Origin of the sequence: Williamwhitmania sp. (assembly GCA_035529935.1) — a bacterium.
Classification (GTDB): domain Bacteria; phylum Bacteroidota; class Bacteroidia; order Bacteroidales; family Williamwhitmaniaceae; genus Williamwhitmania.
The window spans coordinates 1-21,190 of the sequence record DATKVT010000214.1 but is presented as its reverse complement, the minus strand read 5'-3'; the positions used below and the strand labels follow the sequence as shown (position 1 = coordinate 21,190).

The 21,190-nt window shown below is 44.0% G+C and carries 17 protein-coding genes and 1 pseudogene; 13 read left to right on the top strand and 5 right to left on the bottom strand.

Annotated elements, in window-relative coordinates; all coding sequences use genetic code 11:
* From VMW01_16390 to VMW01_16380, 3 genes are all read right to left on the bottom strand, one after another.
* The coding region (locus tag VMW01_16390; protein HUW07826.1) for a hypothetical protein at positions 1 to 298 on the bottom strand (298 nt) is incomplete at its 3' end.
* A gap of 62 nt (positions 299 to 360) precedes the next feature.
* Entirely contained in the window at positions 361 to 939 is a 579-nt protein-coding gene (locus VMW01_16385) for a tail fiber protein (protein HUW07825.1), read from the bottom strand.
* A gap of 17 nt (positions 940 to 956) precedes the next feature.
* On the bottom strand, positions 957 to 1,943 hold the full coding sequence (locus tag VMW01_16380) for a hypothetical protein (protein ID HUW07824.1): 987 nt from the start codon (positions 1,941 to 1,943) through the stop codon (positions 957 to 959).
* A gap of 627 nt (positions 1,944 to 2,570) precedes the next feature.
* Here VMW01_16380 and VMW01_16375 point away from each other — a divergent pair.
* Genes VMW01_16375 through VMW01_16365 form a run of 3 tightly spaced genes read left to right on the top strand, consistent with a single transcriptional unit; the run spans position 2,571 to position 4,337 of the window.
* Positions 2,571 to 2,945 carry a VOC family protein gene (locus tag VMW01_16375; GenBank protein ID HUW07823.1) on the top strand — a complete coding sequence of 125 codons (375 nt, stop codon included), beginning with the start codon at positions 2,571 to 2,573 and terminating at the stop codon, positions 2,943 to 2,945.
* The gene (locus VMW01_16370) at positions 2,938 to 3,219 is read left to right on the top strand and encodes a helix-hairpin-helix domain-containing protein (GenBank protein ID HUW07822.1); all 282 of its coding nucleotides are present in this window, start codon (positions 2,938 to 2,940) and stop codon (positions 3,217 to 3,219) included. Before VMW01_16375 ends, VMW01_16370 begins: the two co-directional genes overlap by 8 nt.
* Before the next feature lie 38 nt (positions 3,220 to 3,257).
* Positions 3,258 to 4,337, top strand: coding sequence for a class I SAM-dependent methyltransferase (locus VMW01_16365; protein HUW07821.1), 1,080 nt, complete (start codon positions 3,258 to 3,260; stop codon positions 4,335 to 4,337).
* A 31-nt stretch (positions 4,338 to 4,368) separates the two neighbouring features.
* On the opposite strand, the pseudogene VMW01_16360 reads toward VMW01_16365, so the two are convergent.
* Positions 4,369 to 5,010 (bottom strand): annotated as a pseudogene (locus VMW01_16360) (TlpA disulfide reductase family protein).
* A gap of 294 nt (positions 5,011 to 5,304) precedes the next feature.
* Positions 5,305 to 5,544, bottom strand: a complete 240-nt coding sequence (locus VMW01_16355; protein ID HUW07820.1) for a hypothetical protein — start codon at positions 5,542 to 5,544, stop codon at positions 5,305 to 5,307.
* Positions 5,545 to 5,729: 185 nt separating this feature from the next.
* On the opposite strand from VMW01_16355, the gene VMW01_16350 reads away from it, so the two are divergent.
* The 10 genes from VMW01_16350 to VMW01_16305 form a co-directional block, all read left to right on the top strand.
* Positions 5,730 to 6,530 carry an undecaprenyl-diphosphate phosphatase gene (locus tag VMW01_16350; protein HUW07819.1) on the top strand — a complete coding sequence of 267 codons (801 nt, stop codon included), beginning with the start codon at positions 5,730 to 5,732 and terminating at the stop codon, positions 6,528 to 6,530.
* A gap of 464 nt (positions 6,531 to 6,994) precedes the next feature.
* Positions 6,995 to 7,657: a metallophosphoesterase family protein gene (locus tag VMW01_16345; GenBank protein HUW07818.1), complete on the top strand. Its 663-nt coding sequence runs from the start codon at positions 6,995 to 6,997 to the stop codon at positions 7,655 to 7,657.
* A 76-nt stretch (positions 7,658 to 7,733) separates the two neighbouring features.
* Positions 7,734 to 8,255: a hypothetical protein gene (locus tag VMW01_16340; protein HUW07817.1), complete on the top strand. Its 522-nt coding sequence runs from the start codon at positions 7,734 to 7,736 to the stop codon at positions 8,253 to 8,255.
* Entirely contained in the window at positions 8,248 to 8,940 is a 693-nt protein-coding gene (locus VMW01_16335) for a hypothetical protein (protein ID HUW07816.1), read from the top strand. Before VMW01_16340 ends, VMW01_16335 begins: the two co-directional genes overlap by 8 nt.
* Before the next feature lie 422 nt (positions 8,941 to 9,362).
* Positions 9,363 to 10,310: a hypothetical protein gene (locus tag VMW01_16330; protein HUW07815.1), complete on the top strand. Its 948-nt coding sequence runs from the start codon at positions 9,363 to 9,365 to the stop codon at positions 10,308 to 10,310.
* Positions 10,311 to 10,576: 266 nt separating this feature from the next.
* Entirely contained in the window at positions 10,577 to 10,927 is a 351-nt protein-coding gene (locus VMW01_16325; protein ID HUW07814.1) for a DHCW motif cupin fold protein, read from the top strand.
* A 285-nt stretch (positions 10,928 to 11,212) separates the two neighbouring features.
* Complete coding sequence (locus VMW01_16320) at positions 11,213 to 17,830, top strand: hypothetical protein (protein ID HUW07813.1); 6,618 nt, start codon at positions 11,213 to 11,215, stop codon at positions 17,828 to 17,830.
* A gap of 38 nt (positions 17,831 to 17,868) precedes the next feature.
* Entirely contained in the window at positions 17,869 to 18,585 is a 717-nt protein-coding gene (locus VMW01_16315) for a gamma-glutamyl-gamma-aminobutyrate hydrolase family protein (protein ID HUW07812.1), read from the top strand.
* A gap of 255 nt (positions 18,586 to 18,840) precedes the next feature.
* Entirely contained in the window at positions 18,841 to 20,109 is a 1,269-nt protein-coding gene (locus VMW01_16310; GenBank protein HUW07811.1) for a sugar MFS transporter, read from the top strand.
* 672 nt (positions 20,110 to 20,781) lie between these two features.
* Positions 20,782 to 21,190 (top strand): MCP four helix bundle domain-containing protein (locus VMW01_16305; GenBank protein HUW07810.1); only part of this gene is annotated, 409 nt, incomplete at its 3' end.

Below are 21,190 nucleotides of genomic sequence, written 5' to 3'. Positions count from 1 at the left end.
CCAAATCGAAGAAAAAAGCCAACTTTTTACGTTGCTCAATAATAGAGGTAATTTCGGGTATCACCTTATAGCTTACTATTCCAGAGATTATATCAACATTGTTAAACATAATTAACTTATTCACGGCTGTTTTAACAAGTTCGTTACTCCCTTTATCAATGTATTCAGGAAAAAACTGAAAGTTCTTTCGAAATAACTCTGGTATTGCCGTGAAAAATCCATCAATTATGTCTTGCGACATATTGGGTGTGATGGTTGAAAATGGGAAAAGGAACCCTATTTTAATGGTGCGATTCATTCGTAATTAATTTAATAAAATTAACCGCTGATTTAGTAATATCAATCAGCGGTTAATAAAAATTATGGACGTGTGGGGAAGATTCCCATGGTAGCTATACAGTAATTTAATACAGTAAATGGTTGCATGTTGTTATGAGCTGCATTTTGTCCATTATTTGCTATGGCTACAGTTCCAGTAACAGCACCACCACCAACATTCAATGCAACATCAGGAGTAACAGCGTTGTAAAGAGAAGTTCCATTTGTTGTGGCACCAAGGCTGATATTTCTAGCCGAAGGAGTCGCATCTGTGCCATTAGTAGCATTAGCCTTAATAGTAACAGAATTCCCAGTAAAAGTAGCTGTATGGTTATGCTGAGGCATCTCGTTTACATTTAAAGCAACGGTCTCTGTACCTCCCATGTTTCCAATAGTCCTAACGGTTAAATTTGGTCCAGCACCCCGACCAACAACTACTCTTCCTCTCAAATCAGGTACTTGAAAGGTTTGTACACCGTTACCTCCAAAATAAGTGCCTATTAAAGCAAATAAGGCTGAATTCTGAGCGATCGGAAGAGTTGTTCCGTCGCAAAACAACCACCCGTTGGGGTAAAAGTCAAATCCGAAAGCACAAATTTGACCCAAAAAAGGTTCATCCATAATTCTAATTTTTTTAGTTAGTAATTGGTTGTATAATCTAAAACTTTAGATTCTATTTTTGGTTTGCTGGTTTGCCTATACCAAAACTCAATAGATTTTGGATAGCCGTCTCTAAACTCATAATACCTGAGAGGCAGGTTTAAGCTGCAATCGTTAAGACTCAGCACCTCTTCGCCAAACACCTTGATGGTAGTGTAAAGCAGCAGGTCGTATGGACCGATAAGCGATTGAGGCATATCAACAATCTTCCGATAGCTAGCTGCCTCCAATCTTGTTTTGCTTACAGAAAAGAGCTCACAGATATGGGTTGTTTTGCCTCCCTCTTCTATTAATTGGTCTTCTTGCCAAATACCTCTCTTCTTTAAGTAGGCATCAATGGTAATTCGCTCCGGGATGAAAATGGTATTGGCGTTACACTGAGGTATTAGGTTTTGCATTATGGCTACCTGTGGCTCCTTTTTTAACCCGCTCTGCATCGTTTCCGAAATTACGATGTCGTAGGGCTTATCTACCTGATATGTGCTGGCGTCTGCTAAAATGTAATCTGCCACATAGCCCTCAAACCCGAGGGAAACAATGAGCGTTTCTGCTGCTTTGATAGAAACGGGATTGATGTCTAAGAGGGTTACCCTTACTTGCTCTGAGGTGTAGAATGAAAGTAGAGGCGTTACCAGTGTGGCATATGGGCCACAACCTGCATATAAAATTTCTACCCTGCGGTTAGCCTGTAACTTCGAATCAATTGCACACTTTATGCCTCGAAGGAATACGGTGGTTCGCTTCATCTCAAGCAGGCAGTGTGCGGCAGCAACTGGCGAAATGGCTTTCCCTTTGGGAAGCATAATGTCCTGATCGTTCATATTCTCGCATGAAATGCCTGTTATTGCTTTGAACATCTCATACATACCTTCAACAGCCTGTTTCATGGTAAGAAAATCTGGCTCTGGGAGCAGCAATTTTTCAGCCATCGATTTGAGCAATTCGCTTGAAGAAGCTGCAGTCATTATAATCTAGTTTAACGCTGAGACACTACATAACAAGTAATTACAAGACTCTTTTGAGCCTTGCTGGCAAGGTGTGGGTAGCTTAATGGTTGAAAGGAGTAATGAATTATCTAAACCTTTTCAATCATTTAACCAGACACACCTCCAAATATCGGCGCTCGGAATAATAATTTTACACCAATTGTCTGAACATACATTTTTAAAAAATTCACTCTAGAAAGAGAAGCCGATGCGGCATTCGGCTGTATATGTTTATGAAGAGGAGGGAGGTTTGGAATGTTGTGATATATTTTCATGGTGACCGGTTTATTATACTGGTTGGTTTTGGTTTTGAATCGTTGAACAATTTCTAACAAAAAATAGGCAAAGTCAATATTTGAGTGTTAAAAAAAAATAATTTTTAATGGCAACTAAGGTTTATATTTCTAGTTTCCTTAACCTGTATGGGTTTTGACGTTAAAATATTTGCAAAACAAGAAGGTAACGATGAGCAGGGACTTACCAATGCTAGGTTGGAAAATGGTATGCAGATTTGCAGCACTTTATTAGCCATAATAATTGACAACGAACTCATCTTTAATTGATACATTTGGAGGAGTAATAACTACGTGTATGGCTATGCAAACTATGGAAAGTATCTCTCCAAATATCTTTGTTGAGGATATCGACAAAACCATTACCTTTTATAGGGCGTTGGATTTTGAATTGATAATGACCGTGCCCGAAACAGCTCCGTTTAGCTGGGCCATGATGACCTGCGGAAGCGTTGCATTTATGTTTCAAACCTTCGAAAGTTTGGGTAGCGAGCTGCCGGAGATTAAGAGAGAAAATGGTGGCTCATTGCTGTTCTACATAAAAATAAAGGGGATTCGGGCATTTTATGAGAAGATGAAAAACGGTGGTAGCGTGGTAAAGGGGCTGGAGAAGACCTTTTACGGTGCAACCGAATTTTCGCTGGTGGATAACAACGGCTACCTGCTAACCTTTGCCGAGGATGAGTAGCCAGAAGGTGGTTTTGAAGGAGCTGCAGCGCATTCCCAGCATTGGGAAGGCTTGCTCCCAAGACCTGTGGAACCTCGGCATTCGATCCATTGCCGACCTAAAGGGTAGGAATCCGGCGGAACTTTATGGTAAGCTTAACGCCATTACGGGCGTTAAGCACGACATATGCATGCTCTACACCTTTCGATGTGCCGTTTATTTTGCCACGGAGCAGGTACACGATAGCGAAAAGCTTCAGTGGTGGTATTGGAAGAATAGGCAATATAACGAGTAGAAACGGCAGGGGGCGGCTTGCACAATAATTCTAGCACTATGGGTTTACAAGAGGGCGTGAAATTACATGCCAATCGACCAGAACCGCTTAACATTACCTGCGAGGTGGCAGCCGTTCGTCACCACGACGACCTGCGGTTGGCTGCAGAGATGTTGATTGATGGGGAGGATGTGCTGGTGGCCGATTTTTTCAGCACCGGGCTTGCCGTACTCGAAAAGGCGAAGCAACTCCTGACCTGGAGCTTCAAAAATCAGGAGTATCACGAGCAGCGGAACTTTCGGTCGGCATACCGGGAGGCATCGCAGCATTTGCTCCTCGAAATCGCGGGCAATAGGCTGGTAGTAAGGAAAGCACCTGAAATAGGGTGGCTGCAGCAGCTCTATCCCGAATGCTCTAACTTTTTTCTCTCCTTCCCCGATGTTCAGGGGCTCAACAGCGCCTGGCAGTGGTATCTCAATGGCATAAAAATACCGTTGCTGAAGCAGAAGTTGCACCCATACTACGGCGTGTACTTCCCCACGCGCTACGACCACTTGGAGCTCTTCGACGGCTGGCTTAAGTCCTACTCGGGAGCCAAAAGCGTGGTGTTCGACATAGGAGCGGGGAGCGGAGTGCTTACCCTGCAGCTGCTGCAGCATGGCTTTGGGAGCGTGCTCTCCACCGATGTTAACCCCAACGCCATTATTAGCATGGAGGGGGAGCTGCAGCGGCGAGGTGTTGCCGAAAGGGTTAGCTTGCTCTGCGGCGATCTGTTTGCCAGCAGTATTCAGCTTGCCGACCTTGTGGTGTTTAATCCACCCTGGCTACCCGCCACGCACGAGCCCACCTGGCTCGATGCTGCCATTTACTACCCAGCAGATCTATTCCCTCGCTTTTTTGAGCAGGCGGCACAGCACCTTGCACCAGCAGGGCAGGTGGTAATTCTATTCTCCAGCCTCGCCCAAACGGTTGGTGCTGCAGCGGTTCATCCGGTGGAGCAGGAGCTGGCCGAGGGTGGACGGTTTACCGCCGTTGCTCACCTTACCGGAAAGGTGAGGGCAGCCTCCACCCAAACACGCCGCAACCAGCACTGGCGCGAAGAGGAGAAGGTGGAGCTGTGGGTGCTGCAACCACTTTAGAGCCGCGTTGGTTGAGTATGAGTTTTTTTCGTTATTTCAGTAGGGCTTCAATTTGGGTCGCAACTTCCTCAAGTTTGTTTGCGTCGTAGCCAATTGTTGTATAAACCACTTTGCCATCTTGGTTAATTACAAAGTTGCGAGGGATGGATTCCTTGGCGTACAGCTTGTATATTGCTTGATTGGGATCGAGGCCAACCGGAAAATCGATGCCTCTGGCCTTTAGCATGTTCATCTTTTTCAATACAACCTCGCGCTTTTCGCCGCGAGAAATCGGGAGAAATACAAAATCCTTTCCTTCGAAGCGTTTCACAATTTTGTCAGGAATTTCGTTAAACTCCATCATGCAGGGGGCACACTATGTGGCCCAAAAATTTACCAATACTACCTTCCCTTTCAAATCCGATAGCCTTACTTTTTGTCCGTTGAGCATTTCAACGTTGAAATCTGGAGCCGTATCGCCAACCTGAATTAAGGTTGATTCTTTCTCCTGCTTTTCTTCCTGTGCAATGGCTGCTTTATTTTGAGCCTCGACAATCTGAGCCGGTATTTTTGCCCGTTCGGCTATTTCTTCATCGGAATATAGCGTGAGCACGGCAATATAGCTGCTGTTTACCCTTTCCCCATACTTTTTTACAAGCGCTGCCTTTTCTTCGTCCGATACTCCCTTGCGCATTCCCTTAATGCGGTTGTCCTTGGATAGCTCCTGAACTTGTGCATCGCTAATCTCTTCTCCATTTACAATATACATTAATGCAGGTTTATCCTGTTTTTGCTCCTGTGCATTGGCGCTTATCTTAGTGGTGAAGATGGCTAGCATTATGGCCAAAGTTATTTTTAGGCAATAGTTTACTTTCATAATAATTCAGTATTGGTTTGTTAGGTGAGGGATTCGAAATAGCAAAAACCGTTCCAGCTATTATATTATCGGTATCTATATTCTGGGCTTGATTTTCATGGGTTGGTATTTTCACCCTCCCATCCGGTTCGTGTCGTTGATGCCCATCAGTAGGTTCAACCCCGTCCGGTTTAGGTCGTTGATGCCCATCAATTGTTCCAACCCCATCCGGTTTGCGTCTTTGATGCCCATCAATTGTTCCAACTCCATCCGGTTTGTGTTGTTAATGTCCATCAATTGTTCCAACCCCATCCGGTTTGTGTCGTTGATGCCCATCAATAGGTTTAACCCCGTCCGGTTGGCGTTATTCATGTTAAACCTCTTCGAGGTTCAATTCTTCGGACTCCGTTCTCCCAACTCCGTTTAACTTTCCATCAATTTTTGGAATCCCTTTTGGAAAACGATTTACAATTTGGTAGGTTTGCTCCCTTGAATTTTCCTGTTTGAAAATTTTTATTTCTTACCGAATCGAGAGCAAACCTTAATAGACCACATCCATGAATCTTATCCAAACCATTATTCTGGCCATTATTGAAGGGCTAACCGAATTTTTACCCATCTCCTCCACCGGTCACATGATTTTGGCCTCGTCCATAATGCATATGAACGGCCAGTTTGTGAAGACCTTTGAAATTGCCATCCAGCTGGGTGCCATTCTGGCCATTGTGATGCTCTACTACAAGCGCTTTTTGCAGAGCTTTACCATATACCTAAAGTTGGCCGTGGCCTTTATACCCACCGGAATTGCTGGCGTGCTGGCCTATCCCTACATTAAGGCGGTGCTGTTTAACCCGCTGGGCGTTTCCATTGCCCTTACAGTGGGTGGTATAATCCTTATTATTATCGATAGGCGTGTGGTGGCTCGCAAGTCGGAGTATGTTGACCTGGAGGATATCTCCTACCGACGCTCCTTCTTTATTGGATTGGCACAGAGCGTTTCCATCGTTCCCGGTGTATCGCGTGCTGCCGCCACCATAGTTGGCGGGGTTTTCAACGGGTTGAACAAGAAGCAGGCCACCGAGTTTTCGTTCCTGCTGGCCGTGCCCACCATGTTTGCCGCTACGGGCTACGACCTACTGAAAACACCGGTGGTTTTCAACGCCACCGAGCTAATGCTGCTGGGAATTGGGCTTGCGGTTGCCTTTATTTTTGCATGGATTGCCGTGAAGATATTTATAAGAATAGTGCAGAACTATGGCTTCAAGTGGTTTGGCTACTACCGCATTGTAATTGGAGTTGCCTTTATACTCTACATGCTGCTGAGCGGCTCGGCTTCGCTGCTGCAGAACCTAGGTTAGCGTTACGTTTTAGTAGATATTTCTGCGCCACAGCACTCCGGTAATCAAGGTCGGGTGCTGTGGCGCTTTTTTATTGGAACTACCGAATGATACTTGTGTTTTGAACTTGGCGACTTTGAAGTTCTAAGAAATTAAGTCCCTTTATCATGATTTGTAGAAAATAGTTATAATTTTATGTAGGAAATAAACCACATAGGAAAGGTGGGGTTATGAATGAGTTGTGTGCATGGCTAAAAAAATAGTGGTACATTGATAAATTGACTGGGAAATCAAAATAGTTTATAGACAAGATTAAAGCATTGATTGAAGTTCGGTGTAATAAAAAAAATAGTTTTTGCCCACCCGCTTCTACCCTTCGTGACAGTTTGGGAAACCCACGCACATTGCACAGGCTACCTCACAGATCAAAATTTGCAAAAGAGTGCAATTTTCCAACCTTCAACCTTCATTCAAATATTTAAGTTATGAATAAAAGACTTTTTGCAATTGGAGACATTCACGGATGTTTCGATTCATTAGAAGAATTGGTGGGAAATAAAATTCAACTTCAAAAAGAAGACAACCTTATTTTGCTTGGTGATTACATTGACAGAGGTGATAAAAGTAAAGAAGTTGTAGATTTTATAATGGAATTACAGGAGAAGGGATTTGATGTTATTCCTCTAATTGGAAATCATGAAGCCATGCTTCTGGATGCTAACGCAAATGAAAATAATATTTCAAAATGGATTCAAAACGGTGGAGATGAAACATTGAAAAGTTTTGAAATTAGTTCTTTGAAAGATATTGAACCAAAATACATTAAGTTCTTTAAAGATTTGAGTTATTATTACTCATTTGAGGATTATCTTTTTGTTCATGCCGGTTTTAATGATAATGTAATAAATCCTTTTACTGATTATTATTCAATGCTGTGGAAATGCAAAGAATCCTACACAAATCCTTTATTAGCAAATAAGACTATTATTCATGGTCATAATCCTATAAGTATTTCTAAGTGTGAAGAAAGAGTTCTTTCTAAACTTGCTGTAATTAATATTGATACTGGCTGTGTATATAAAGATAAAGAAGGTTTTGAAAGACTAACTGCTTATGATTGTAATACTCAAGGAATACTTTTTGTTTGAGTTAATATTATAGATATATTTGTGATTCGCGAATCGCGAATCAGAAGATCGACGAAGTCAATTAATAATAGTGATTATGAAGAAGCATAATGGAATGCGTCCACAAGATATTGTAGTTCTATTGAAGATTATTTCAATAGAAAGTGGTAAGTGGAGAAATATTGATATTGCAAATGCTATTGGAATAAGTCCTTCTGAAGTTTCTGAAGCTTTAAATAGATGTAAGATTGCAAAACTAATTGATAGTAAAAAAAGAAAAGTTAATATCAACTCTTTTAACGAGTTTTTGGTTTATGGCTTAAAATACGTTTTCCCAACTGAACCAGGTGCAATTGTAAAAGGAACTCTTACTGCTCATTCAGCTTCACCAATAAAAGAATATATTTCATCTGATATTGATATTTATGTATGGCCGAATGCTAAAGGTACTCATAGAGGTCAAGCCATTGAACCATTATATAAAACACTACCTCAAATAGTTCAAGAAGATAAATTATTTTATGAACTATTAGTAATTGTTGATACTATTAGAGTTGGGCGTGTTAGAGAAGTAAATATTGCAATCGACGAATTAAACAAACGCCTAAAAAATGCCTAGTACAAATATTATAATGCTACAAACTGTTGCAAATGGTTTGGGCGAATTGAAAGATGAAATGGTCTTTGTCGGCGGTGCGGTTGCTGAACTTTATGCGGATAATCCGGCAGCTTCGGAAATCAGACCAACAATTGATGTAGATTGTGTAATTGAAATTAGTTCAAGGCTCCAATTTGCACGACTGGAAGAAAATCTAAGAGCCAAAGGTTTTAAAAACGACACTTCAAAAGGAGCGCCTATTTGCAGATGGATTTACAAAGACATTAAAGTTGATGTTATGCCAACCGATTCAAATGTCCTTGGATTTAGTAACCGGTGGTATGAAGAAGGAATTGAAATTAAAATACAAAAAACGCTTCCCGATGGAACTGAAGTTTTTGTATTTCCACCGGAATATTATTTGGCTGCGAAATTTGAAGCACACAATGCGCGGGGAGGAAATGATTTACGGCAAAGCCACGATTTTGAGGACATTATTTATATTTTGGATAACTGCTCCGATATACTGGACAATATCAGTGCTTCAAATCCAAGTGTAAAAGAATATTTAAAGAGCGAATGCCAGAAACTTTTGAATAACCCAAACATTACAGAAGGAATTGAAGGTGCTTTGCCTTATGGTTCGGGAGAAGAAAGCAGCGATATTTTAGGAATGTTAATTCGTGAAATTGCGGAGATTGAATAATGGAGAAAGGTAAACAAGCATATAAATTGCCATCCAGCTGGGTGCCATTCTGGCCATTGTGATGCTCTACTACAAGCGCTTTCTGCAGAACCTAGGTTAGCGTTACGTTTTAGTAGATATTTCTGCGCCACAGCGCTCCGGTAATCAAGGTTGGGTGCTGTGGCGCTTTTTTTATGGGAACTACCCAATGATACTAGTGTTTTTGAATCTGGCGACTTTGTAGTTTGAAGAAATTAAGTCCCCTTATCATGATTTATAGAAAATAGTTATACATTTATGTCGGGAATAAACCACACCAAAAGGTGTGGTTTTCCACCCAAAATGGTAGGGATAACCCCACCAAATGTGGGGTTATAAACGAGTTGGCGTTCATTTTGAAACTCACCAAATAAGCAAAACTAAATAATTAAAATACATCTAATATGAAAAATGCAAACATCTTTTTAGTAATTCTGTTTTCTTTCCATTTTTATTCATGCAACGAGCATGAGAATGAATTTAACCTTATTGACCCTTCAATATCTCAAATAGAAATGGAGGCAGAAGGAGGAAAAATAGAAATTTCATTTACCAATCCTAATTGGACAATTGCGGGAATAGTCAATCAAAATAGCAACGCAAATATTAATGGTAACTGCTACACATTAGATAGTGTTCTGGTCCGAGAAAATGATATCCTTAAATTAGATAGTTTGGGGAGACTGGATGCACTATGGGGTGATAAGGGGTTTAGTATTGTTCGTAATTCATATTCCTTGCTAAACATCTTTGTCAAGGAAAATGCTACTGGAAAGGATTTTGGCTTCACGATTATTCTCAAATCTGGAAATGAAACAAAAGAAATTTTGGTAAGTCAAAAAAAATCACAAGGCTATACTTTTAAGAAAATTGAGTATAATATCGATAAATACGATGGAGACTCAATTTTTATAAAGAAAGGATCGGATTATGAGTTTATTAACATTTCATCTGCTCAAGAATTTACATTAGAACCATTTAAGGGAAATAATATAGTTAAAACATCGTTCTTCAAAAGTGATGAAGAAAATGCGTTTGCATGGACAGCTTCTGATTCTGTGTTGGTCGAAATTCCCTCGGGTATTTGGGACAACAAACTTTATTTTAACGGAGAAGAATCCGTTTACACAAATAATCCATTGATAAGCGAAAGTAATTATAGCTCGTTTACTAAGACAGTAATTATACCTCAGGGCAATTCTGAATTTTCGGTCGATATACAATATAGAGAACGTATAGTTTCATATTCGTTATATTTAACAAATAATCGAACCAAAAACGAAAAAGTGATAAACGGAAAGTGGATTGAAATAGCTCCGACAGGGGATTATGCAATTAACTGGAAAAATTGAAGTGCAAAACAACGAAACGCCAACACGCTGTAAAACCTATGCGGGTTCACGTCAGACTATAACAACTTCCTGCTTTTTTCAAACTTGCAGGTGGTCAGACAACGACAGAACATGAAATCCGCATAGGCCTTACAGCCCAACGTTCAACCATATTAGAATCCTCCCTGCTTGAATTCAAACATTTTTTTGAATAGCGTTCAGGATTTGACGACCAGCGGAAGCATTAATTATTAGTTTTGCTGAAAATTAATGCTAATCCAATGAATATGAACGAGGCAAATATTCCGTTCCAAACCATCGATTGGACAGTAATTCCAAAAACTGAGCACAAGGGAGAAGTTGGTGTTGCTCTTTGGCAAACTGTTCAGTTTCCTGGATTAAGAGTTCGGATTGTTGAGTATACAAGCGGCTATGTGGCCGATCATTGGTGCAAGAAGGGACACATTGTGCACTGCTTGGAGGGAGAATTTGTGAGTGAATTACAGAATGGAGAGCGATTCGTGCTAAAAAAGGGGATGACCTATGTTGTTTCCGATGATTTGAGCTCGCATCGTTCATCCACAGCCAATGGTGTGAAGCTAATGATAATCGATGGTGATTTTTTGAAGCTGCAATAGGAAACAGATTGTTGGCGGTCTCCCACGTCATTCTAGTTTCCGAGTATGAGCTAACCATGGCTAAAATATTGTGGAATAGACCGTAATAACATGCCATTAATCAACGATATCTGTTGGTTAAGCAAATTGCGCAGCCTGTTTACAATTCATTTTCGTTACAAATAGAACAAAGTAGATATCTTTGAAAGGTTAATAGGTTTCCTTGATATTTATTATCGCAACGGTATTGCTGTTTTACCGTAATACATTATTTTCAAATTATGGTTGAATTGTCTAGTGTAAAGTATGGTTTTTAGGAATAATTTCAGGGTAGGGACAATTCTTATCATCCTTTTTTTCTTTGCTCTTAGCGGGTATAGTCAACCGGTTAACGATGTTGAGGTAAATGCAGACAGCATAGCCACCGTTCACCAGTGGTGCTCAGCCAATGCAGCCTATACCAATGTTGCCGCCACCGCCGATGGGCCATCGGTACCCTGCTGGAGTGGCGATAGGGGCAACAACGTTTGGTTTAAGTTTGTAGCCACCACCAATGCGGTTAAGGTTGATATTGAAACCGGCGGTGTATATGGAACCATGCGCGGCCAGCAGGTTGCCATTTGGAATTCGGCAAATACGCTTGTTGCCTGCAACCAATCAGGTTATAGTTTTAGCGGAACGCTATCGCTGAGCATGGATACGCTCACGGCTGGCAATACCTACTACGTTTCGGTGGACGACCAAACCACCCATGGCACCTTTAGCCTCTGCCTCGACGACGCTCCCGGCTACGACATGAAATCGGGGGCATTGGTATTGAGCAGCGTTCACGGATGGTGCTCATCCGATGCCCAGTTTAACAATACCTATGCAACAGGCGATGGTGCTGCCCCCTCTTGCTGGAGCGGTGGCACCGACCATAACGTGTGGTTTCAGTTTGTGGCCACCACCAACGCGGTAAAGGTTGATATTGAAACTGGCGGAACATTCGGTAGCATGCGCGGCCAGCAGGTGGCCATCTGGGACAGCTCAGGCCCGGTAGTAGCCTGCAACCAATCAGGGTATAATTTTAGCGGAACACTATCGCTGAGCATGGATACTCTAACGGCTGGACATACCTACTACATCTCTGTTGACGACCAAACCAACCATGGCACCTTTAGCCTGTGTGTAGACGATGCAGTTAACTACGATTTTAAATCGGGAGCAGTAACGTTAGGCATTCTTGATAGCTGGTGCTCTGCTGATGCACAGTACGATAATACCTATGCCACAAAGGATGGTTCTGCCGGTTCGTGCTGGAGCGGTGGCACCGACCACAACGTGTGGTTTAAGTTTGTGGCCGAAACCAACTCCATTAAGGTTGACATAAAAACCGGTGGAACATACGGCACCATGCATGGCCAGCAAATGGCCATTTGGAACGAAGCCGGAACGCAGGTTGCCTGTAACGACGCGGGGTGGAACTTTAGCGGCACATCCACCTTGGCGGCTGATACGCTATCCACCGGTCACACTTACTACATTTCCGTTGACGACCAAACCTCGCACGGCACCTTTTCGCTCTGCATCGACAATAATCCCGGCTACGATTTTAAGTCGGATGCCAAGTATTTAGATATCACCGATGGGTGGTGCTCCACCGACGCAGAGTATAGCAACACCTTTGCCACGCCCGATGGTTCGCCGGGTTCGTGTTGGACTGGCGGTACCGATCATAACGTATGGTTTAAGTTTGTTGCCGAAACCGGAGGAATAAAGGTTGACGTCAAGACTGGAGGAACCTTTGGCTCCATGAGCGGCCAGCAGATAGCCATTTGGAATGAGGCCGGGCAGCAGCTGGCATGCATTGATGGGGGGTGGAATTTCAGTGGAGACCTATCACTAAGCATCGACACGCTCACCGTTGGCAACGTCTACTACTTTTCGGTGGACGATGAAACCACGCATGGCTCATTCTCGGTGTGCCTAAGCAACAAGGTGGGATTCGACTTTAAGGAAGATGCCGTTATACTGAACGATATTGACCATTGGTGCTCCACCGATGCCGCCTACGCCAATACCTACGCAACCAAGGATCAGGCTGCAGGTTCATGTTGGACAGGTGGTACCGACCACAACGTGTGGTTTAAGTTTGTTGCCGTGTCGGGAGAAATCCAGGTTGATGTTACTACGGGTGGATCTTCGGGCACCATGCGCGGGCAGCAGATAGCAATCTGGAATGAAAACGGGCAACAGCTGGGCTGTATCGACGGTGGCTGGAACTACAGCGGAGTGCTATCGCTTGTGGCGGATACGCTCACTGCCGGTAACGCTTACTACATCTCGGTAGACGATGAAACTACCCACGGAACCTTTAGCCTATGTGCAAATAATAAGGCTGGATACGACTTTAAGAGCGGGGCATTAGTTCTTCCTTCCATTGGCGGCTGGTGCTCCTCCGATGCCGTTTACACCAATAGGTACGCTACGGCGGATGAAACGGCGCCCCCGTGTTGGACAGGTGGTACCGACCATAATGTGTGGTTTATGTTTACGGCATCGACCAATGCCGCGAAGGTCGATGTGAAAACAGGCGGAACCTATGGCTCCATGCGTGGTCAGCAGGTTGCCATTTGGAACGAGGCCGGAGTGCTGGTGGCATGCAATCAGTCGGGATGGAACTTTAGCGGAACATTGTCGTTGGGCATCGATACGCTTACGGTGGGAAATATTTACTACATCGCGGTGGACGATCAAACTACGCATGGCACTTTTAGCCTGTGTCTCGATAATGTTCCAGGGTATGATTTCCGATCGGGAGCAGAGGTTTTAAGCAACACTAACGATTGGTGCTCGTCCGATGCCCAGTGCGAAAATACCTATGCCACCAAGGATGGTTCAGCCGGCTCGTGCTGGACTGGTGGTACCGACCACAACGTTTGGTTTAGCTTTGTTGCAGCTACGGGCAATATCAAGGTTGATGTGAAAACCGGTGGCACCTATGGCTCCATGCGCGGTCAGCAAATTGCCATTTGGAATGCAGCTGGTGTGCAGGTGGCATGCAACGATGCCGGGTGGAACTACAGCGGAACCCTGTCGTTGAGCATCGATACGCTTACCGCCGGCAACACCTACTACATTTCGGTAGATGATGAAACCACCCATGGTAGCTTCTCCTTATGCGTAAGTAACAACACCGGCTACGATTTTAAAAACGGCGCACTGCTGCTCAACGATATAGATACATGGTGTTCCAGCGATGCCTTGTACGACAATCGATTTGCCACACCCGATGGAGTGGCTCCCACCTGTTGGACAGGCGGTACCGACCATAACGTTTGGTTTAAGTTTGTGGCCATTTCGGGTGAGGTGCAGGTGGATGTAAAAACCGGTGGCACCTTTGGCACCATGCGTGGACAGCAGGTGGCCATGTGGAACGAGGCTGGCGTTCAAGTTGCTTGCAACCAGGCGGGGTGGAATTTTAACGGAACTCTTTCGATGAGTATCGATACCCTGCTTGCGGGTCATACTTACTACATCTCGGTTGACGACCAAACTACGCATGGAACGTTCACCCTCTGCGTTAACAACAAGGTGGGGTTCGATTTTAAGAAGGGTGCTGTGGTGCTTACCAATCTGGATCACTTTTGCTCGACCGATGCAGCATATGATAATACCTATGCTACAGCCGATGGTTCGGCCGGTTCGTGCTGGAGTGGTGGCACCGATCACAATGTTTGGTTTAAGTTTACCGCCATTCTAGATACGGCAACCATTAACGTTACAACCGGAGGAACTTCGGGCTCTATGCGTGGACAGCAAATTGCCGTTTGGAATAGCGCAGGGGTTCAGGTTGCGTGTGGTGAAGCAGGATGGAATTTTTCAGGAACGTTGACATTGTCAATTGATACTTTGACGCCGGGTAATGCCTACTGGATTTCTATTGATGACCATACCAGTCATGGCAGTTTTTCATTATGCCTAAACAACGTAAGTAGCAAGGAGTTTTGGGCAATTGCCGATGGAAATTGGAATACAACCTCTTCGTGGTCAAGGGTTGAAGGTGGGCCTCCTGCAACCGAAATACCCACCGATGCAAACATTGTTCACATAAAGGGTTATAAAATAACTGTGAGCGATAATGAGGCTTGTGCCCGGCTGGATATGCCGGTGGAGAACAACAATACTAGTTTGATTATTAACTCTGGCAATTTACGGGTTAAGGGTAATGTGAACTACTACAACAATGGCGCCGACTATTCGGGTGATATAACCGTGAGGAATGGAGGAACCTTTACTGTGGATGAGGATCTTCTTGTTTCGAGAAATGGAGGTAATGCAGCCATGGTTGTGGATGCAACCCAAAATTCCATTATTTCCGTTGGACAGGATTTTTCATTCACATCAAGTGCGGGAAGCGTAGCTGATAACCAAATAAGCATCAGCAATACAGCATTGCTAGCAATAAGCCGCGATTTGCTTCTTACAAATTCGGGTGGACCAAAAATTACCTTGGCATTGAATAATACCGCTCAATTAAATGCTGGCCGAAATATATCCTACAGCGCTTCAAGCGACAATATGGTCGAAGTTCAGCTTAACGATAATTCTACCCTCAATCTTTTGGGTAATTTCATCTTGGGAGCACCTGCTTATGGTAGGTTGCTGTGTAACGACAGCTCCACTTTGATATTTCAGGGAACCAGCTACTTGCAGACGTGGCCTACAAATAGTGGGGCAGGCACCGATGGCTTTACCTACCAAAACGTAACCATAAACAACAGCAAAATTACGCAGCCGCAGGTTACCCTTAATGGACCCGTTCTAGTGAATGGTGTGGTAACCTTTACCAAGGGAATTGTAGGCACTACCTCCACAAATTTACTGGTGCTGGCCAGTAGCGCTTCGGTATCGGGTGCATCATCAGTTTCCTATGTTGATGGCCCAGTGGAGAAGATTGGAAATACTGCCTTTCAGTTTCCTGTTGGAAATTCGGGCAACTACCAGCCGCTCTCCATCACCGCTCCATCGGCAGCTACCGATGCATTCACTGCGCAGTATGTGGATGCCGACGCCCACCCAACCTATAACAACACCTTGAGAGAAGCCACTTTGACCAACATAAGCGAATGCGAGTACTGGTCGTTGACACGCAACGCGGGAACCTCTAATGTTAATGCAACGGTGGGATGGAATAGTAGCAGCTGCTGCATCGGCGATCTCGCCACATTAAAAGTTGGAGTGTGGGAGGGTGCTCTTTGGGTTGACCATGGAAATGGAGGCACCACTGGAACGAAAATCTCGGGGACCATAACAACGGGATCGCCTTTAACCCAGAATTCAAACATTATAACCTTTGCCAACACACTGCCCGAAGTTAACTTTTCTGGGCTGGGTGCTACCTACTGTGCAAGTGTAAACTCAGTAACTCTTACAGGGAGCCCATTGGGAGCAACGGGGATATTTAGTGGGTCGGGTATTACGAATAATGGTGATGGTACTGCATCGCTTAATCCAGCTGCGGCTGGGGCGGGCATTCATACGGTGACCTACACCTATGCCGACCCAGTCAACGGATGTTCCAATTCCCAATCACAGGATGTAACCATAAATGGATTGCCCAAGGGTTCTTTCTCGGGCACAAACAGTATTTGCTACTCGTCCATTGCCGATTTAACCATGTTTTTTACAGGAAAGTCTCCCTGGAACTACACCTATACCGATGGAACAAACACCTATTCTGGCTCAACCTCGTTAAATCCCTATACTTTCCAGTCGCCGGTTGTTGGAACATACAGCGTAATTGCGCTTACCGATGCCAATGGATGCGTTGGTACCGATTATGGGAGCAGTGCAGTTATCAGCAACTATCCTGAATTAGCTAAGCCTATTATCACTACAACCGATCCTATTACTTTTTGTAAGGGTGGAATAGCAACGTTGTCAACCATTCCGGCAGGGAATTTTGCAATTTGGTCATCGGGGCAAACAACCTATTCCATCGATGTTTCAGATGCGGGCGACTATAACGTGAAAGTTGTGGATAGCCACAACTGCGTTAGCCCCTTATCGGACAATGTTCACATTACGGTGAATCAGCCACCAAGAAAACCGTTAGCCATTATCGGAAGTTCAAGCGCTTGTCAAAGTGGTCCAAATTCAGTTTTGTCAACATCTTCGGCCTATGCTACCAACTATATTTGGAGCGTTTCACCCTCTTCCGCTGGTAGCTTTACAGGTAGCGGATCCACCAGCACGTTGACTTGGGATCCTGCTTTTACTGGCAATGCCACAATTACAGTAGTTGGAAATAATGGCTTGTGCGGCGATGGACCTCCTTCCGATCCATTGGTTATAACTGTTAATGCGTTACCATCCGATCCCGGTGCGATTACCGGACCAACTTCGGTTACCCAGGGAACAGCTGGAACATTCTATAGCATTTCACCGGTAGCCAATGCAACCTACTATTTATGGACCGTTCCGCCAGGCGCAAGCATTGTTGGTGCAGCAAATGGGAATAGCATCACGGTGGATTATGGCATATCGGCAAGCAGTGGAAATGTGACCGTTGTGGCAGTTAATGGTTGCGGTAGCAGCGTTCATAATTCTTCGGTAGCGGTTACAGTAAATCCTGCATTACCCGATGCGGCCGGAGCAATTGCCGGACCAACTACGATATGTCAAAATGCAACGGCCACCTATTCGGTACCTTTTATTGCTCATGCAACCAGTTACCACTGGTCCAACGATAATGGCGCGGTTGGGACAAGCACAACTAATAGCATCGATCTCACCTTTCCTAATGCAGGATCAACCACAATTACGGTATATGGTGAAAATGCTTCGGGTGATGGTGCTCCCGCCACATATACCATAACCGTTTATGCCTTGCCTCAGACGGGAGCTGTTTACCATGTAAATAATAACCTTGGAATGTAATTGCTATAATTGCAGTTGTAGTGGTAAACACAAACGCTATGGTTACAATAGGATTTTCGAGGGCAACCGATGAGGAGAAGTATCAGCTCTACATTCAGTGGTTGAGAAGCATCGATTCTACGTTTGACTACATCAATTTCTTCGGGAAAAGCATCCCTGAAGCGTTGCTACTGCTGGAAAAGTGTTCCGGGCTGGTTGTTACAGGTGGCCCCGATGTGCATCCCTCACACTACAACCGCAGTGAGGAGGAGTCGCGCTGCGAATGCGATCCCTATCGCGATGACCTTGAATTTGCTCTTATCGATAAAGCCTTGGGGCTGAAGTTGCCTTTGCTGGCCATTTGTCGTGGGGAACAAATACTCAATGTAAGTATGGGCGGTAGCCTAATTGTTGATATTGAGGCTGACTATGGTAATGCTGTGAGCCATAAATCGAAGAATGAGCAGCTGATGTATCACAGGGTGAACTTGGATTCCACCGGTAACCTTTACAAAATTGCAAGGGCAGAATCATTTGAGGTGGTGTCTGTCCATCACCAAGCTGTAAAAACCCTCGCACCATGCTTTCGCCCAACGGCCTTTGCCCATGATAAAATTGTTGAGGCATACGAGTGGATGAATCCCGAGGGCAAGGGGTATCTGAATGCCGTTCAGTGGCACCCCGAAAAGGGTGATTTTAGAAATAGCCTGAGCAGAGCAATAGGCAAGGAGTTTATGGAAAAGGTCTACGCGTTTGCCTCGGGTAGGGTCTATTAACAGCAAGTTAGTGCCATTTTCTTGGTTGGCTAGGTGGAAAAGGTGCATCCTCTTTCATGTTCTCCATTTCATGTTCTCCATTTCATGTTTTTCCATCAGAATTGAATTCATAAGCATTTTTACTAATGATGCAGTGTTGCTGCTGATCTTACATTTAACCGTTCAGCCGTTGTCCGGTATTGCCAAATTTTTACCTTTGTGTTCCATACAACCACATGGTAACGTTTTTAGGTTGTAGGCCAAACCGTAACTGCTATGTCCAACAATCGTTCTGCAAAGGCTGGAAGCAATGCGCTCCCCATAATTCTAATCGGTTTACTCTTCTTCATCTTTGGTTTTGTTACTTGGCTTAATGGCATACTTATTCCCTACCTTAAAATTGCCTGCGAACTCTCCAACTTTCAGGCACTCCTGGTAACATTTGCCTTTTACATCTCCTATACTGTAATGGCACTTCCCTCATCTTGGGTGCTGGAGAAAACTGGTTTTAAGAAAGGAATGATGCTAGGGCTGTTGGTAATGGCAGTAGGCACCTTAATCTTTATCCCTGCTGCTTACACCCGCACATATGGTCTATTCCTGTTGGGCCTCTTTGTTATGGGAACTGGCTTGGCCATACTTCAAACGGCTTCCAACCCCTACATCACCATTCTCGGCCCTACAGAAACGGCTGCTCGACGCATTAGTATTATGGGTATATGCAATAAGGTTGCAGGAGTGGTTGCCCCATTAATCCTTGCCTACTTTATTCTTCACGATGGTGACGTCTTTGTTGCCAGTTTAGCAAAGCTCGATGGTGCAGCCCGTTCTCTTGCGCTCGATAATCTTGCAGCCCGGGTGATTGCTCCATACTTGGTTATGTCGGGCGTATTGGTATTACTGGCACTGTTTGTTCGCTTTTCACCCCTTCCTGAGGTGGAGGCCGAACCCGAAGGCGAGCTTGGGTCGGATGTTGAAGGCAAAACCAACATCTTTCAGTTTCCGCATCTCATTATGGGTGTGGTTGCCCTGTTTTTTTACGTTGGTGCTGAGGTAGTTGCTGGCGATACCATCATACGCTATGGAATTTCGTTGGGGATTCCCATCAGCACGGCTAAGATGTTTACCTCCTTTACGCTTGGCGCCATGATTGTGGGCTACCTGTTGGGAATAGTTCTGATACCGAAGGTGGTTACACAACGCCGAGCACTCGAAATTTCAGCGGTGCTGGGCATTCTTTTAACCATTGCAGCCATATTTAGTACCCCATTTCTTTCGGTTATGTTTATTGCCCTATTGGGCCTTGCCAATGCCATTGTGTGGCCTGCAATTTGGCCGCTCTCCATTCATAGCCTTGGCCGATTTATTAAAAAGGGTTCAGCCTTGCTTATCATGGCCATTGCCGGTGGTGCCATTCTTCCTTTGGGTTGGGGCTACCTATCCGATTTAGTTGGCTCTCAAAACGCCTACTGGATTTTGATTCCTTGCTATCTAATTATTTTCCTATTTGCCAATCGGTGGTATAAAATGAAGAGTTGGAGGTAGTAGCGGTTTATCTAATAATATTTTTTATCACTACTGTCCGGGGAAACAACCTAATTTCTCCTGTATTGCTTAAAATTGTTAAACCTCTACGAGGTATGTAAAGAACAGGGGTTACATTCTCTACAATACTAAATCTCCTACGGAGAATATTCCGCGTAGCGCCAGCCTGACGGCAAGGCAGGGATAAAGTATTGTAAAACAGCATACCAATATTTGATGCAAGTTCCCTGTAAGGGATCAACAAATGTTTACCGGACAATAGTGATTTTTTATGTAATCATAGCCGCTGTGCGCTGTGTTGAGTAATGTTGCTTTTCGAAAGAGTTGGGCAAATGTTTGTCTATATCTTTTACTAGAGCTATAAAATTCGGCTTGTATTTTTTTCTTGGGCCAGGTACTGCATCTGTTACAAGGGCAGCTTACCCTAGTCAATGTTCATGCAGAGTTTTATTGTTTTAGCCAATTCGGAGGAAAAATACAGTGACCTTGAGTTTACCGTATTAATTATCAAAGGTATGTAGACCCTTGTTTCTTGACGCAACAAGTCATTGTGGCGAATGACATATGTCAACTTTTTGATAAACATAAATCACTCCAATAACTGTGGCATCAAATGGTTTACTCGTTAGCTTTGTTAACATTTCTTTAGCAAACATTAAACTGATAACTACTATGAAGATTTCTGACACGAAGATTGGAACAAGACTCTTAGCGAGTTACATTCTCATGGCCATTCTAACTATTGTTGTGGGTATTTTTGGCGTTGTGAATATTAGCAAAATTCAGGCGGATGACGACACTTTATACAAAAAGGTAACATTACCAATAGGTGAAGTTTCAACAATGAATGTGGCATTTCAGCGCATCCGTGTTAATGTGCGCGATTTCATCTTTGCAAAAGACATGGCTGCGGGCGAGGTTTTTTATGAAAGGATTTTTGATCTAAAGAGGCAGTTTGACGAATCGGGGAAATTGCTTGAGGCCTCCCTCTTGACAGATGAAGGAAAAAAGGCATATGGGGAGGTAACCAGCTATATGGACAAGTACCTCTCTTTTCTTCCATCAATGGAACAGTACATTA